This is a genomic window from Synechococcus sp. H55.11, from assembly GCF_047462475.1.
Taxonomy (GTDB): Bacteria; Cyanobacteriota; Cyanobacteriia; order Thermostichales; family Thermostichaceae; genus Thermostichus.
Genome location: NZ_JANSJI010000275.1, coordinates 1 through 15,404, shown reverse-complemented (window position 1 = coordinate 15,404; position 15,404 = coordinate 1). Strand labels below are relative to the sequence as shown.

The window sequence follows — 15,404 nt, the reverse complement described above, 5'->3', positions numbered from 1 at the left end:
CTGAGCAATTGAGGCCGGGGTCAGGGCCTGAAAGTTGGCGATGCGGGCAAACTCCCGCGGATCGAGGCTGGCCCCGCCCACCAGCACTCCGTCGATCTGGGGTTGGGCCATCAGCTCGTCGATGTTGCCGGCTTTGACCGAGCCGCCATACAGGAGGGGCAGTTGGTCGGCGCCCAGGTGCTGGCGGATCAAGCCGATGACCCGATTGGCCTCTGCGGCTGCACAGGTGTCGCCGGTGCCGATGGCCCAGATCGGCTCGTAGGCAATCACCAGGTTCTCCAGATCGATCCCTGCCAAGGCGCGATCCAACTGCCCTAGGATCCAAGACTCGATCAAGCCCTGCCGTCGCTGCTCCTGGCTTTCGCCCACGCACAAGATGGGGGTGAGGCCATGCCGCTGCGCTGCTGCCAAGCGCCGATTCACGGTTTCATCTGTCTCGCCGAAGTATTGCCGCCGTTCACTGTGGCCGACGATCACGTAGCGCACCCCCAATTCCGCCAGCATGGGGCCGGAGATCTCCCCGGTAAACGCCCCCTGATCCTCCCAATGCAGGTTTTGTGCTCCCACGGCGATGCCGGATCCCCGCGTTTGCTCTGCCACCACGGACAGGTCTGTGAAGGGCACACACAGGATGATCTGCCGTTGTGAAGCCGCTCCTAAGGACGACGCTTGCAGAGCCGGAGCAAACTCCCGCAGAAACTGGCGGGCCTCAGCCTGGGTTTTGTACATCTTCCAGTTGCCGGCGATGAGGATGGGACGCAAGGTGGATCCTCCCTAAAAGACGCTCAGAAGACAACTAAAGAAGGGGATCCCAAAGCAGAAACCCAAATGGATAGGCAGGGATCCCAGCTTTTGTTTTTTCGTATGTCACAGTTTATCAGCAAGCGGCTCCAGAATACGGCGATGGGATCCGGGCCCCGGTTAACCCTCCTGGGCCGTCTCTTGTTCCAGGCTGGCAGCGATGGCCGCCAGGCAGTCTTCCCAGGCGGCTCCCTGCTCCAGAGATTGGACGGCGACGGCATAGGTCTGGGGGTGGGCCTGCAACAGCGCTCGTCCCTGGCGCAAGAAGCGGTTGATTTGGACCTTCATTTTGGCTGGAGAGGTCAAGGGCTGCGCTGCCAACAGCGTTGCCAACTGCTGCCGATCCTCTGTATCGCCCGTAATTTGGCTGTAGTGCAACGATTCTGCGGCTGCCCCCGCCATCCAGAACGTGCCGTAGCGCTCCACCTCTGCCCAAGGGATCCTTCCCTGAGCCTGCCAAGTGTGCATCGGGGCCCGATCCAACTCCACCCCGCCGTAGCCAGGCATCCCCCGTCGAAAGGCTTGCCAGGGACTAAGCACATAGCCCAACAACGGGATCCCGAGCAGATGGGCCACCAAAATGTGCCCCGCTTCGTGGCGGATGACCCGCTGCCGGTAGGCCGGCGAAGCCCAATCCAGCAGCCCGCCCAGCAACCCTGAAATCCGCCCCCCAAAGGCCACTTGCTCGACGATGACCAGCCCCACCAGTCCTCCCAGGGGCATGGCAACCCGCGGCCCCAGCACCGCCGACAAAACCAAAGCTGCCACCACCCAAGCAGCGCGAGTAACTCCAGCTTCTGACATCGGCTAGCTACCCCCTTAACCAACCAGCTGAAGGGAGGATCCCATAACAGCTTACGCGCCAAAACCCAACAGGAAAGCCGGGCTTTCACAACCCGACAATCTGGGTGTTTTCAAAGGTGGCGAGAATTGCATCCAGATCTTTGCTCTGCAGTGAGTAGGTGGCAGTGGCATCGCTGCCAAACTGGATCTCGTCCCCATCCTCAAGATCCCGAAATTCCACCCGTTGCCCACCCACGTAAAGGCCATTGGTGCTAGGATTGCCCTGAATGTCGCCGTCGATAATTTGGTAGGTGAACCCGTCGGGAGAAGAAGGAGATTCGGTTTTAACCAAAATAGCGTGGTAGCGAGAGGCGTACTGCGAGTCAATGCGAATACTGTTGCGCGGATCCCGGCCCAATGAGTAGAGCTCGGCTGTCAACCAGTAGGCCTTTGGCCCCTGTCGATCTTTGACAATTAGCACATGATTGAGGGCCGGTCGGCGAGGGGGCGTGGTCATAAAGCCACCCACTTGCACAACACTGAGGGCAGTATACCCAAAACATAACATACGGAATCCCCCAGTTGGATCCCTATATCCACCGGATGAGTCTCACTGGGATGGGCAGGATTGGCCCATCACCCTGAGCAGCGAGTAGATTTTTGTAACAACTCCTCTCATAATGGGATTAACGATGCACATGGATCTCTGACCATGAATGGCTCGCAACCGGATCCCGGTGTCCAACCCCGTCCTCCCCAGACACCGAGGCTGATTGAGCTGCCGGAAGATGAAACCGATGCGCAGCTTGGCGATCCCCTGCGCATGCAGCGCTACGAATGCCGTTCCTGTGGCTACGTTTACGAGCCGGCCAAGGGGGATCAACTCAATCGGATCCCGGCGGGTGTGCCGTTTGAGGAATTGCCCGCCGATTGGAAATGTCCGGTGTGCCGAGCCGACCAGCGCTTCTTCCAAGCAGTGGGAGCCAAAGGCAAGCCTTCGGGTTTTCAAGAGAACTTGCGCTACGGCCTGGGGGTGAACGTGATGACCCCTGCCCAAAAGAACCTGCTCATTTTCTTGGGATTGGCGCTGGGGTTTTTATTTTTGATGAGTTTTTATTTCGTCGAGTGATGGCCAAGATGTTGAAGCTCTTGAGACTGGCGCTGTTGGCTGCTTGCTCCCTGCTGCTGATGGCGGCGCGGATGCCGAATATGCAGGTGGTGCCCTGGCAGCAGGTGGAGGTGCCTACCCAAAACATTCTGCTGGACATCGCCTTCACCGGCACCACCCCTACACACGGCTGGCTGGTGGGAGACAAGGCGACACTGCTGGAATCCCACGATGGCGGTTTGCACTGGCAGGTGCGGGAGCTGTCGAGCTTGGAGCCAGAAGCCTACCTTGCCTCGATCAGCTTTGCCGGGGCAGAAGGCTGGGTGGCCGGGCAGCCGAAGATCCTCCTTCACACCCTGAACGAGGGATCCGACTGGACTTCCATTCGCCTCAACACCCAACTGCCGGGTGAGCCGATCTTAATCCAGGCTTTGGGCCCTGGGGCTGCCGAGATGGTGACCAATGTGGGCGCCATCTACCGCACGGAAGATGGCGGGCAGACCTGGCGCGCTCAGGTGGAGGAGCCGATTGGGGCCATCAAAAACATCGCCCGCGGCCCTGGGGGAGAATACCTGGCGGTGTCGTCGCGGGGCAGCTTTTATTTTCTCTACACGCCAGAAAGCCGCGCCTGGAAGCCTTATCCGCGGGAGAGCTCCCGCCGCATTCAAAACATGGGTTTTGGCCCCAACGGCAGCGCCTGGAAACTGAACCAAGGGGCAGAGATTGCCTTCACGGAGGACTTCACCTCTGGCGAGTGGGCGTCGCCGCTGCGTCCGGGTCGGGCCCTCAGCTTTGGCTATTTGAATGCGGCCTATCAAAACGACCACGACCTGTGGGTGGTGGGGGGTGGCGCCACCCTGATCCACAGCCCCGACGGTGGCAAAACCTGGGAGCAGGCTAAGCAAGTCAGCGATATCCCCGCCAATTTCTACAGCATCGAGTTTTTCGGCCCCGACCGAGGGTTTATCTTGGGGCAACGGGGCACCCTCTTGCGCTATGTCAGCTCCAACAACTCCTGACGATCTCAGGGATCCCTAGCCGGTACGCGGGTGGATACACGCGCCAGGGCCACAGCTTCGCTTCCGCGGCTGCTGGTTGCTGCCAGCGGTACTGGCGGGCACGTTTTTCCGGCTTTGGCCATTGCCGAGCAGTTGCCCGATTGGCAGATCGAATGGCTGGGGGTGCCGGATCGGATGGAGGGGAAGCTGGTGCAGGAGCGCTACCCTTTGCACCGGGTTGCCATGTCTGGCTGGCAGGGATCCCCTCTCCACAAGCTGCGAGCCTTGGCCCAACTGGCGCGGGCGACCCTGCAGGTACGCCAACTCCTCAAGTCGGGACGGTTTGATATCGTCCTGACCACCGGTGGCTACATCGCCGCCCCGACCATCTTGGCCGCCCGTTCGCTGCGGGTGCCGGTGTTGCTGCACGAGTCCAACCGCATCCCCGGCAAAGTCACCCGTTGGCTGGGAAGATTTTGCCACGTGGTGGCGCTGGGCATGGCGGAGGCGGCAGAGCATTTGCCGGGGGTGGCCGCCCAAGTGGTGGGCACGCCGGTGCGGGCCGAGTTCTATCGGCCCCAGCCCCTGCCCGCCGATCTCCCCATCCCCGACGGGGATCCGCTGATCGTGGTGATAGGGGGGAGCCAAGGGGCACGGGGCCTCAACCGCATGGTGGCCGCCTGTGCCGAAGCTTGGTTGGAGGCGGGGGCTTGGATTGTGCATCTGACGGGCGGCAGCGAGGCCGGGATCCCCATCCATCCCCGCTACCGGCCCTTTCCTTTCCGCACCGATGTGGCTGCCCTGCTGCAGCGGGCAACGTTTGCCATCAGCCGGGCCGGAGCCATGAGCCTGGCGGAGTTGTGGGCCACCGCCACTCCGGCCATTTTGATCCCCTATCCTTTTGCCGCCGAGGATCATCAGTATCAGAATGCCCTAGCCTTTGTGGGGCGCGGTGGGGGTGTGGTCATGCGAGAATCCGAAGAGCATGTGGACTTGCTGCGGCAAACGGTGTTGACCTGGTTGGCTCAGCCGCAGGTGGTTGCCCAAATGGCTGCCCACTTGCAAGCCACAGCTCCCCCCAATGCCAGCAAGGCCGTAGCCCACCTGTTGCAGGAGATCTGCCAAAGTTCTGCCCGTTAACTCCCCCAGAGGGCCAGCCGTGGTACAGCCGAGAGTGGATGGTCTTTCCCAATGTCCGCCTGAGCCCGCCGTTTGCGCTCCTCGGACGGAGCCGTCAACCCCGCTGCCAGAGCTCCGGCTCGCCGACAGGACGGAATCGCTGTTGATGCAGCTAGAGCAGTGCTTCGGGATCCCTCAGCGCCCCCACACCCCCGACGGCCTTCCCCTCTATCCCGATCTCCTGGACGAGTTGGTGGGCACGGTTCTCTCCCAAAACACCACCGATTACAACAGCAGCCGTGCCTTCCGCGCCCTCAAAGCTGCCTTTCCCACCTGGGAGGCCGTCTTGGCTGCCGACCTGGCGGAGCTGGCCCAGGTGATCCGGCCCGGCGGCTTAGCCCACCTCAAGGCAGCCCGCATTCAGGAGATCCTGGCCGCCATTGGCGAGCGACGGGGATCCCTCAGTCTTGACTTTCTAAGAGACCTGGACGACGCCGGCGCCCTCGACTTTCTGCTCTCCCTAAAAGGGGTAGGGCTGAAGACCGCCACCTGTGTGTTGTTGTTCGGGCTAGGTCGGGATCTCTGCCCGGTAGATACCCACGTGCATCGAGTGGCCAACCGTCTGGGCTTGGTGCGGGCCAAACATCCCGACGACACCTTTGCTCAGCTTTCCCCGCAGATCCCCAAGGGCAAAGCCTACTCCCTGCATGTCAACTTCATCCGGCTGGGCAAGCGCATCTGCAAAGCGCGTATGCCCGAGTGTAGCCGCTGCCCGCTGCGTCGCACCTGCCCCTCTGCCCCCTTGCGGCAACGTTGATCCCCGCAGCAGAGTTCTACGCAGAGGGGATCCCCTCTTGTCCGTTGCCCTGGGCTGGAGGAACTTCCGGCTCCAGGACTTGCCGCACAGATTCGATCTCTTGGGAGAGCAACACCCGATCCCGATCCAAGAGGCCGACCACATGCTCCGGATCCTCCCGCGAGACCACCGGCAACTGGCGCAAATCGTATTCGTACATCGGCTCGGCAGCCACTGCCACCGCCTCATCGGGAAAGGTGGTGAGCACCGCCGATTGGCTGACCTGCTCTACTGTCAGCTCGGCCAATTCCCCAGCTTCCCTGTGAGCCAAAGCGCGCTCGAGGTCTTCCAGGGTGAGAATGCCTCGCAGCCGCTCCTGGCCATCCACCACCAAGGCGCTATGGCACTTTTGTTGCAGCAAACGCTCCAGGGCCTCCCGCAGGGGCGTATCCTGCTGCAACAGCAGAGAAGGGGGTACCATCACCTCTTGCACCGTCAGGCCCTTGTTGGGCTCCTGGCCGCGACGGGCGGAAGGGTAGATGGCCGGTGAGTGCAACTGCTCCGCCAGCCAAATGCTCAAACCCACCGCCGCCATCACCGGCAGCGCGATGTGGTAGTCCCGCGTCATCTCAAACAGCAGCAAAATGGCCGTCAGCGGAGCCCGCACACTGGCCGCCAACACCGCCGCCATGCCCACCATGGCGTAAGCGACAGGGGGAGAGAGGGCGATGGCGGGCAACACCTGTCCCAACACCTGGCCGTAGGCTGCCCCCAGCACCGCCCCCAGGAACAAAGCCGGCGCAAAGGTTCCCCCCACAAAGCCGCTGGCCAGGCTCAAAGCGCTCAGCAACAGCTTGCCCAGCAAAAGCAGGCCCAGATGGCCAAGGGAAAAGGGCACAGCCTGCAAGATCGACTCAACGGTTTCATAGCCCACCCCCAACGCCAACGGGATCCCCAAGCCCGCCCAGCCCAGGATCGCCCCCCCCAAAATGGGCTTGCTCCAAGCCGGCCAAGCGGCCAGGGGGCCACTGCCGAACAGGTGCTTGCCCCACTCCAGGGTGTAGCTGAAGGCCAGAGAAACCAGGCTGGCCAAAAAGCCCAAGCCAAGATAGAGGGGCACCTCCAGCAGGCTGTGGATCTCGTAGTCCGGCAAGACAAAAGCCGGCTGCGTAATGGTGGGCAAGAGAAAAGCCGGCTGCGCCCCCAACCCCACCTGGGCGACCAGGGCCGACACCACTGCCGCCAACACCACCACACTGACGGCAGAAGTGGTGAACGTGCGGGCCAAAGCCAGCTCCAGCGCCAAAAACACTCCGGCAATCGGCGCATTAAACCCCGCCGCCAGCCCCGCCGCCGCCCCCGCCGCCAGCAACAGTTGCACCCGCTCCCGCGAGAGGCGCAGGTTTTGCCCCAGCAGGGATCCCAACAAAGCGCCACTTTCCACACTGGGCGCTTCCGGGCCCAGGGAAGCCCCCGCGCCCAACGAGATGGCAGCCGCCAGGAGCTTGAGCGGGATCCACCAGGGCTGAGGCGCCAAAGGACGAACGGAGCTCACCAGACTGGAGAGGCTCGAGTTGGGGAAGGGCACGACTGCTCCCAAAGCGCCGATCAGCAGACCTCCCAGCACCGGCGCCAAAGCCAGAGACCAGGATCCCGGCAGCCACAGGCCATGGTGTTCTGCGGCTCTGCCGATGCCATCGACAAAGACGTCTTGCAGCAGATAGCGACACCAGCCGATCAGATAGCGAAACCCGACCACCAACAGCCCCGTGCCTAGCCCCACTGCCGCCGCCAGCAGCAGAAGAAGGTTCTCAGAAGAGAGGCGCAGGCGGAGAGCGAGGGCGCTGCTCATGATCGGCTCAAGGGCTTGGGGAAGGCAGGGTCAAGATCTCTACGCCAGTTTCGGTGACGGCAACCGTATGTTCGAATTGCGCCGAAAGCTTGCCGTCCAAAGTAACAGCCGTCCACTTGTCGGGAAGCACCTTCACCTCCCAAGTGCCCTCGTTGATCATCGGCTCGATGGTGAACACCATGCCGGGGCGGAGCTTCTCCCCTTTCCCTCGTTCGCCGTAGTGGGGGATCTGGGGGGCCGTGTGAAACTGCCGTCCCACCCCATGCCCGACAAAATCCCGCACCACGCTGTAGCCCTGGGATTCGGCATATTCTTGAATGGCAGCGCCAATGTCGCCGACCCTCCCCCCCGGCTTGACGGCGGCAATGCCCCGCCGCAGACATTCTTCGGTTACCTCCACCAAGCGCCGCGCCCGCTCAGAAGGCTGTCCGACAAAGAACGTTTTGGAGGTATCGCCGTGGTAGCCATCCAAAACCGGCGTCACATCGATGTTGATGATGTCGCCTTCTCGCAAAACCTGCTTGGGGCTGGGAATGCCGTGGCAGACCACGTGGTTGACGCTGGTGCAGATGGACTTGGGAAAGCCGTGGTAGCCCAGAGGGGCGCTTCTGGCCCCATGGGCCCGTGTCCAGCGCTCCGCCTCGTCGTTGAGCTCTTGAGTGGTAATCCCCGGCCGCACCAGCGGCTCTAGGTGCTTGAGCAGATCTGCCGCCAGGCGACAAGCCCGCCGCATCTTCTCCAGTTCCCGCGCCGAGAGCAACACAATGGGCTGGGGAGCTTGCGCGAGCTGGCTCATGCCCGTCTGCAAAGCGGATCCCAACTGCTCTCCCCATCGCTGAGAGCGACGGCTGAGATCTGTTAACAACGCTCGCATGTCTTCCATGATCAGACCTTAGATTAGACTTAATCTGTGAAAATTGTTCGCGTCAGCGGCGTGTAGCACCTCGAACCTCTGCCCCCGTCCAGGATGGGTTTGAGTTGAGGTACTCACTCACAGATTCTCTGCCGCCGACGAATCCGCTGCACCAACCACAGCCCCAGAAAATAGCTGACGAGAGCTCCCCAAAAGCCGACAAACGCACAGCCGACAAACAGCGTGCCCGACACCTCCAGGCCCCACTGCATCCAGTTTCGCCAAGTGGCCGCCACCAGCTCTGTGGTGGGAAGGACAGTCCGGGATCCCAGCAGCCATTCTCCCACCCGATAGTTAAAGGCATAGATGGGCACATAGGTGAGGGGATTGCTCACCCAGGTTCCTGCTGCCGCTACTAACTTATTGCCTCGAAATGGAATGGCCAGCACCAGAGCAGCCAGGGTTTGAAAGCCAAAAATCGGGAAGCAGCCGGCAAAAACCCCTACCGCCAAGCCGCGGGCAATTTCCTTGGGCGACGATTGCAGCCGCAACAGCCGCAGGTAAAGATAGCGCAGCCAACGCTTCCAGGCAGAACCCCGGCGGGCCGAGGTCGGCCCCAGTTGAGATCCAGAGTAGGAGCGGGAATAAAGCCCAGGGGATCCCGACGAAGGTTCAGAGAAAGAGGGCAGCCTCAACCAAAAGAGGGGGCTCATGGTGGCAAAAAGGGCGACGGAGGGAAGGTGTTAACTCCTGTAAATCCAGTGTATCTTTCCTGCCGTCGGCAAATCCAGGTCGGCAGCAACAGGATGAGGCTGGAGGATCCATTGAAGGGCGCTAGCTGAGCTTGTCCACCAAGGCCAGCACGAAGTGAAGACTCAAGTAGGAAACCAGCGCCACCAAAAACAGGAACAGGGCAATGCTCAGCCCAGATCGCAGGGCGACCCATTCTCTCTTGGGGTCAGGCTTTTCGGGGGGAGTTGTCATCAGAGCAAGTAGAGCAGGATAAACAACACAATCCAAACCCCATCCACAAAGTGCCAGTAGATCTCGGCAGCCTCGACGCCAAAGTAGTGTTGGGCGCTGTAGTGGCCCGGCTTCAGGGATCGCCAGAGCACCGCCAAAATAAACAGCAACCCCGCCGCCACGTGCAGCCCGTGAAACCCCGTCAAGACATAGAAGGTACTGGCAAACAAGTTGGTGGTGAGGCCAAACTCCAGGTGGCTGTACTCGTAGAGCTGCCCGGCCAGGAAGATGGCCCCCATCAGGGCAGTGAGGGCAAACCACAGCCGCAATCCCTTGACGTTATTGGCCTGGATGGCAGGCTTGGCCTGGTGGATAACCAAACTGCTGGAGAGGAGGATTGCCGTGTTGATCCCAGGCAAGAGCAATTCCCGCTCCGGCGTCCCTTCCGGTGGCCAAACCGGGGCCGTGAGGCGGTAGGCCAAATAGGCCATGAACAGGCCCAAGAATAGACAGCCTTCCGCTACCAGGAACATCAGCAGACCAAAAACGCGATGATCTGGGTGCTCGGCATGAGCGGCATGGGCCTGAGTGTGGCCGACCATCAAGGCATCAGAAGCGAGGGATCCTTGCATATTCCTGTCCACTTAAAATCAATTCTCGCCAAATTCCAGAGACTTCTTGAAACTGTAGGGGCAGCCCAGCCAAGATCAAGACGGGAATACCCGACGAGCAGAGGATGGATACCCAGCGGGCAAGTCTCCTGCTAAGAAGAAGTAGGCTCCGCCTCAGCCAGCGCCAGCTCCCGCAAGCTCTGCAACTGGGCGGCCAAGTAATCCAAAGTCTCCTTGCTGTGCAGCCCGTAGTCGTAGGGGCCAGTTAGCAGGATGGGATCCCCGTAGAAGTTGTGGGCAGGCGGTGGGGAAGAAGTTGTCCACTCCAGAGTTAGAGCCTGCCAGGGGTTGTCTCCGGCCTTGGGCCCAGCTACCCAAGAGTAGATGGCGTTCACCAAGAAGGGCAGCGTGGAAATGGCCAGAATGAAAGCCCCCACCGAGCTAATCCAGTTGAGGTCGGCAAATTGCGGGTCGTACTGAGCCACGCGGCGGGGCATGCCCATTAGACCCAGCTTGTGCATCGGCAAAAAGCACATGTTGAAGCCGACAAAGGTCAGCGCAAAATGCACCCGTCCCCAGAACTCGTTCAGCAGCCGGCCGGTCATCTTGGGGAACCAGTGGTAGAGGCCGGCATAGATGCCAAACACGCTGCCGCCAAACAACACGTAGTGCAGGTGGGCCACCACAAAGTAGGTGTCGTGGACGTGGATATCCAACGGCACCGAAGCAAGGATGATCCCGCTCAAGCCGCCGATGACGAACATGGAGATAAAGCCCATGCCAAACAACATGGCTGACCGGAAGTGGATCTTGCCGCCCCAGAGAGTGGCCAGCCAGCTAAACACCTTGATCCCGGTGGGAACGGCAATGGCCATGGTGGCGATCATGAAGAACACCCGCATCCAGTCGGGGGTACCGCTGGTAAACATGTGGTGAACCCAGACGATCAAGCCCAAAAAGCAGATGGCCAAGCTGGAGTAGGCAATGGCTTTGTAGGCAAAGATGGGCTTGCGGGCATGCACCGGCAAGATCTCCGAGATCATGCCGAACACCGGCAGAACCATGATGTACACCGCCGGGTGGGAGTAAAACCAGAACATGTGCTGGTACACCACTGGATCCCCGCCGCCGCTGGGGTTGAAGAAGGCCGTGCCCGCCAACAGGTCAAAGCTAAGCAGGATCAGCGCCCCAGCCAGAACCGGCGTCGCGATGAGAGTGATGATGGAAGCAGCCAGCATCGCCCAGCAAAACAGAGGCATATCCTCCATCTTCATGCCGGGCATGCGCATCTTGAGGATGGTGGTAATAAAGTTCACGGCCCCCAGAATGGAAGAGGTTCCGCCTAACAAAATGCTCAGGATCCAGAGTTCTTCTCCCACTTTGCCGCTGATGAGGCTCAGCGGCGGATACGAGGTCCAACCCGCTGCCGGGGCCTCGAGGAAGAGGCTAGCCAGCAGCAAAAGGCCGCTGGGTGGAATTAGCCAAAAGGCGACGGCGTTTAGCCTAGGAAAAGCCATGTCCCGCGCCCCAATCATCAGCGGCACCAGGTAGTTGCCAAAGCCCCCCATCAAAGCCGGGACAATCCACAAAAAGATCATGATTGTGGCGTGCAAGGTAAAGGCGCCGTTGTAGCGCTCAAAACCGAGAAAGTCGGCTTCGGGGGTGGCCAGCTCGGCCCGCACGGCTGTAGCCAGCGCTCCCCCCACCAAGTAGAAGGAAAAGGTGGTCACCAAATACTGGATCCCGATCACCTTGTGGTCGGTGGAGAAGGTAAAAAAGCGCCACCAAGGCTCGGCGGCAGGCTCCAGGCTGGCTTTGGGGGCGGCGGCAAAGGTGGGATTGTCCTGTAGCTGGGTCATGGCAAAAGGCTCCTACTGGCGTCACCAGAACGTCCGTCAAGGGGAAAGGGAGCTCTCTAGCCCGCTGAGGGAAGGGATCCCGTTCGCGTCAGCGAGAGGGAGTCCTTGGGCAGTTGGAGAGAGGTTAGATCAGCAGGCGAGAGGCCCAAACGCTGCTGGTGAACTTGGACAAAGGCAGATTGTGGGTGAGGGTGGCGCTCAGCCAAGGCCAGGGCGCCGGTTCCGCCCCGAGCAGCCACAATTTGCTCCTGCTGCCAGCGCTCGAACTCTTCCGGCGTCTCCACAATCAGTTGCCCAGCCATCACCCCATGGTAGGGGCCGCATAGCTCGGCACAGATGATGGGATAGGTTCCTAGCTGCGTGGGCACAAACTCTAGGTGAGTTTCTCGGCCAGGGATCAGATCCTGCTTGAGGCGAAATTGCGGCACCCAAAAGGCGTGGTTGACATCCATAGCCGTCATGTTCAAGCGCACCCGCTTGTTAAGAGGCAGGTGCAGCTCGCCGGCCACCAAACCCGATTCCGGATAGGTGAACATCCAGGCATATTGCATGCCCTGAACTTGAACCACCAGCTCTGGCCGGCCTGTTTCTTTTCCGGGCAGCACTGCAGGGGTGTAAGCATAGCCCGGATCCCCGGCTTCTGCCTCGTAGGCAGACCCCATCGCCATGGCCGCGTGGACGTGGCCGCCAACATCGGCGCCCCCATACACCGCCTGATAGACATCGAGACTGGCCAGGCCCAGCCAGAGGATGATCACCGCCGGCACCGCCGTCCACACGATCTCCAGCAGCACGTTGCCGTGGTTGGGATCCCCATCTCCTCGATCGCCCCGCCGCTTACGGTAGCGGATAATGCAGTAGAGGAGTACCCCTTGCACCACCAAGAAGATCCCGGTGGCGATGGTGATTGTGCTGTTGAAGAGGCTATCGAACAGGGGAGCTGAGTCGGCTGCTGATTCGGGAAGCAGATGGTGGTTCTGGCCGTACCAGAGGCTGGCCAGGGTCAGCAGAACTCCGATACCCACCAAAAGGATGTTGCTCAGGGCACTCACGACTGCTTTTCCCCACTGCAAGAGATGCTTACTCCAGCAGATTGCCCAATAGGGCCTGCCGGATTGAACTTGGCTTTTTATACCTCTCAGATGCTAGCTCACAGGAATCGGAGAGGATGGCTCAGGCTTATGGATCTCTTCAGGATCTTCCAGGGATCGGCAGTTTCGGCAGACCTGCGCAGGGGCCGTACTACACGACTCTGGTGGAGAGGCATCTCTCCGAACAGAGGTTCTCGTTGCCCGTAGCCTGAGGTAGCGTGGGATAACCCCGCCAGTTGGGGGGTTAGAGAGATTCTGCACCGTTGTTTCGCCAATGTCTTTTCCCCATTCATCGGCGACCTTTCTATCTGGCTTAGGGGATCCCCTGCCGATCCAAACCCCATCGACCGTCTCGGAGTTGGCCGGCATCCTCAAGGAGTGCCAGGGGCGGAAGGTGCTGCCGCTGGGGCAGGGGAGCAAGTGGAGCTGGGCCCAGGTTGCCGAGCCGGTGGATCTGGCTCTCAGCACCTCTGGCTTACGCCGGCTTATCGACCATGCGGCTGCCGATCTCACCGTCACGGTGGAAGCCGGTATGACCCTGGCAGAACTGCAACCCATCTTGGCAGAGCGGGGGCAATGGTGGCCGGTGGATCCCCTCTATCCAGATCGGGCCACCCTAGGGGGCATCATCGCCACCGCCGATACAGGTTCTCTGCGCTGGCGCTACGGTGGGATCCGCGACTTGCTGCTGGGCATAACCTGGGTGCGGGCGGATGGGGAGGTGGCCAAAGCAGGCGGGCGGGTTGTCAAGAATGTTGCCGGCTACGACCTGATGAAGCTGTTCACCGGATCCCTGGGCAGTTTGGGGATTCTGACCCAGGTAACCCTGCGGCTTTATCCTTTGCCAGCAGCCCAGTCTGCGTTGCTGGCTACGGGATCCCTGCCGGAGTTGGAGGTCTTGTGTCGGCAGGCGCTGACCGGCCCGGTTAACCCTGTGGGGGTGGATCTCTGGCTGAGGGCAGGGGGAGCTCAGGCCTGGCTCAGCTTTCATGGCTCGCAGCGAGCGGTTGCCCAACAGATGACCCAAATGCGGCGGCTGGCCCCCGCAGGGCTAACTTTGCAGGAAGTGAGTCCCAGCTCTCTGCCCCTGCCTCAACCCGGCTCAGAGGCGGTGCTGGCCAAGTTTGGGTGCCTGCCCAACCAGAGCCTGGCCACATTGGAGCAGTTTCAAGCTCTGTTTCCCGAGGCGCAGGTGCAACTGCACCGCGGCTGTGGGCTGGGACGGGCTTGGCTGGTTCAGCCAGAAGTGGGATCCCTGCTGCAACTGCAGCGCCACCTCAAGTCTGTGGGCGGATTTCTCCTGCTTCTGGAAGCCCCACCGGCCCTGAAGCGGGCTCTTCCCCCCGACTTTGGCCCAGCCACCAGCTTGATGCGCAGGCTGAAGCAGCAATTCGACCCCACCGGCACCTTTAGCCCCAGTTGGATATGAAGGCCACCGCTTCTTCCCCGGCATCCTGCTGGCCAAACGGCTGGTTCCGGTGCATGATAGATCTATAAGAACTTGAAACATTTCTTAATATCACTTCTCAGGATCTCAGCGTCAAAGCCAAAAAAGAGGTCAGCATGAGCATTGAGTGGCAACGGATACTCCGCATTGGGGTGATTTTTTGCATTGGGTTGTTGATTGGGGTCGGCGGAGGATCCCTGACCTGGGCGCAACCGGCCCTGCCGGTGGTGCCGATGGAGCTGCCTCAGCCGCCTCTGCCGGTTTTGGACTTAGCGGATCAGTTGACCAGCAGCCAAGAAGCCCAACTGGCGCAGCACCTGAACAAGCTAGAGCAAGACACCGGTTGGAAGCTGCGGGTGCTGACTCAGTTTGACCAAACGCCGGGCCGGCAAGTGAAAGAGTATTGGGGCCTGAATGAGCGCAGCGTTTTGATGGTGGCGGATCCCAGGGGCGGCAACTTGCTGGCGTTTAATGTGGGGGATGCCGTGCGAGAGATCTTGCCGCGCACCTTTTGGATTGAGCTGCAATCTCGCTTTGGCAACCAATTCTACGTGCGGGAGCACGGTACTCAGCGCGCCATCCTGGAGACCGTCGACGTCTTGGATCGCTGTTTTCACCAGGGGGGCTGCCGGGTGGTGCCCGGCCTGCCTCAAGAGCAGTGGATCCTGACGTTGGTGACCTCGATTTTGGGAGGGATCGTGTTCGGATTTGCCGGCAAGCCCCGCCATGCGGAGGAGCTGTTTAACTGGCGCTGGGCTTTGCTCATTTCTCCTCTGTGGTTCATTTTGTTTGGGGCTTTCGGTATTGGCCCGGTGGTCACGCGCACCCAGGACTGGATCCCCTTGCTGCGCAATGTCTTGGGGTTTCTGGCAGGGGCCTTGGTGATCTACCTAGCTCCCATTGCTCGCCCGGCAGTGGATCAGCAATAGCCGACTCTTGACAGACTCCCAGCATCGAGGATCAGCGGTTTTCCAACGGCACTTATAAAGCTTACGGCCCGCTTGTGCGAGCAGTCTGGTCGGCCATTCCGCTGGCGCTCCTCGGACGAAGTCCTTGCAGCGGTGCTTATAACTCCCCTCTCCCTCTGGGAGAGGGGCTGGGGGTGAGGGCTGGGAGAGGGGCT

General features: G+C 60.8%; 16 protein-coding genes. 6 read left to right on the top strand and 10 right to left on the bottom strand.

The features are described from left to right. The 3 genes from tpiA to NW853_RS11110 all read right to left on the bottom strand — a co-directional run. A partial coding sequence (gene tpiA / locus NW853_RS11120; protein ID WP_414333737.1) for a triose-phosphate isomerase occupies positions 1-762 on the bottom strand: 762 nt, incomplete at its 3' end. A gap of 159 nt (positions 763-921) precedes the next feature. After that, positions 922-1,605 carry a hypothetical protein gene (locus NW853_RS11115; RefSeq protein ID WP_414349038.1) on the bottom strand — a complete coding sequence of 228 codons (684 nt, stop codon included), beginning with the start codon at positions 1,603-1,605 and terminating at the stop codon, positions 922-924. Between the two features lie 85 nt (positions 1,606-1,690). After that, positions 1,691-2,101: an FHA domain-containing protein gene (locus NW853_RS11110; protein WP_414333734.1), complete on the bottom strand. Its 411-nt coding sequence runs from the start codon at positions 2,099-2,101 to the stop codon at positions 1,691-1,693. A gap of 195 nt (positions 2,102-2,296) precedes the next feature. Between NW853_RS11110 and NW853_RS11105 the strand changes: the two genes are divergently transcribed. The 4 genes from NW853_RS11105 to NW853_RS11090 all read left to right on the top strand — a co-directional run bounded on the left by NW853_RS11105 (position 2,297) and on the right by NW853_RS11090 (position 5,626). Beyond that, positions 2,297-2,713: a rubredoxin gene (locus tag NW853_RS11105; RefSeq protein ID WP_414333732.1), complete on the top strand. Its 417-nt coding sequence runs from the start codon at positions 2,297-2,299 to the stop codon at positions 2,711-2,713. A gap of 8 nt (positions 2,714-2,721) precedes the next feature. Further along, positions 2,722-3,711 carry a photosynthesis system II assembly factor Ycf48 gene (locus NW853_RS11100; RefSeq protein WP_414333730.1) on the top strand — a complete coding sequence of 330 codons (990 nt, stop codon included), beginning with the start codon at positions 2,722-2,724 and terminating at the stop codon, positions 3,709-3,711. 30 nt (positions 3,712-3,741) lie between these two features. Beyond that, complete coding sequence (gene murG, locus NW853_RS11095) at positions 3,742-4,830, top strand: undecaprenyldiphospho-muramoylpentapeptide beta-N-acetylglucosaminyltransferase (protein ID WP_414349037.1); 1,089 nt, start codon at positions 3,742-3,744, stop codon at positions 4,828-4,830. Between the two features lie 145 nt (positions 4,831-4,975). Beyond that, positions 4,976-5,626 (top strand): endonuclease III domain-containing protein, encoded by a 651-nt coding sequence (locus NW853_RS11090; RefSeq protein WP_414333727.1) that lies wholly within the window; start codon positions 4,976-4,978, stop codon positions 5,624-5,626. 16 nt (positions 5,627-5,642) lie between these two features. Here the strand turns inward: NW853_RS11090 and NW853_RS11085 are convergent, their stop codons facing one another. The 7 genes from NW853_RS11085 to NW853_RS11055 form a co-directional block, all read right to left on the bottom strand. Next, positions 5,643-7,457 (bottom strand): chloride channel protein, encoded by a 1,815-nt coding sequence (locus NW853_RS11085; protein ID WP_414349036.1) that lies wholly within the window; start codon positions 7,455-7,457, stop codon positions 5,643-5,645. Positions 7,458-7,464: 7 nt separating this feature from the next. Next, positions 7,465-8,253: a type I methionyl aminopeptidase gene (map, locus tag NW853_RS11080; RefSeq protein ID WP_414333759.1), complete on the bottom strand. Its 789-nt coding sequence runs from the start codon at positions 8,251-8,253 to the stop codon at positions 7,465-7,467. Positions 8,254-8,444: 191 nt separating this feature from the next. Further along, entirely contained in the window at positions 8,445-9,023 is a 579-nt protein-coding gene (locus NW853_RS11075) for a DUF2062 domain-containing protein (RefSeq protein ID WP_414349035.1), read from the bottom strand. Positions 9,024-9,144: 121 nt separating this feature from the next. Further along, positions 9,145-9,294 carry a hypothetical protein gene (locus tag NW853_RS11070; RefSeq protein WP_414333721.1) on the bottom strand — a complete coding sequence of 50 codons (150 nt, stop codon included), beginning with the start codon at positions 9,292-9,294 and terminating at the stop codon, positions 9,145-9,147. After that, on the bottom strand, positions 9,294-9,905 hold the full coding sequence (locus tag NW853_RS11065; RefSeq protein ID WP_414349034.1) for a cytochrome c oxidase subunit 3: 612 nt from the start codon (positions 9,903-9,905) through the stop codon (positions 9,294-9,296). Before NW853_RS11065 ends, NW853_RS11070 begins: the two co-directional genes overlap by 1 nt. Before the next feature lie 131 nt (positions 9,906-10,036). Next, positions 10,037-11,743, bottom strand: a complete 1,707-nt coding sequence (gene ctaD, locus NW853_RS11060) for a cytochrome c oxidase subunit I (protein ID WP_414333717.1) — start codon at positions 11,741-11,743, stop codon at positions 10,037-10,039. Between the two features lie 56 nt (positions 11,744-11,799). Then, positions 11,800-12,795, bottom strand: coding sequence for a cytochrome c oxidase subunit II (locus tag NW853_RS11055; protein ID WP_414349033.1), 996 nt, complete (start codon positions 12,793-12,795; stop codon positions 11,800-11,802). A gap of 313 nt (positions 12,796-13,108) precedes the next feature. Between NW853_RS11055 and NW853_RS11050 the strand changes: the two genes are divergently transcribed. After that, positions 13,109-14,263 carry an FAD-binding oxidoreductase gene (locus NW853_RS11050; RefSeq protein ID WP_414333714.1) on the top strand — a complete coding sequence of 385 codons (1,155 nt, stop codon included), beginning with the start codon at positions 13,109-13,111 and terminating at the stop codon, positions 14,261-14,263. 251 nt (positions 14,264-14,514) lie between these two features. Continuing rightward, positions 14,515-15,210, top strand: a complete 696-nt coding sequence (locus tag NW853_RS11045; RefSeq protein ID WP_414333758.1) for a TPM domain-containing protein — start codon at positions 14,515-14,517, stop codon at positions 15,208-15,210. The last annotated feature ends 194 nt before the right edge of the window (positions 15,211-15,404 follow it).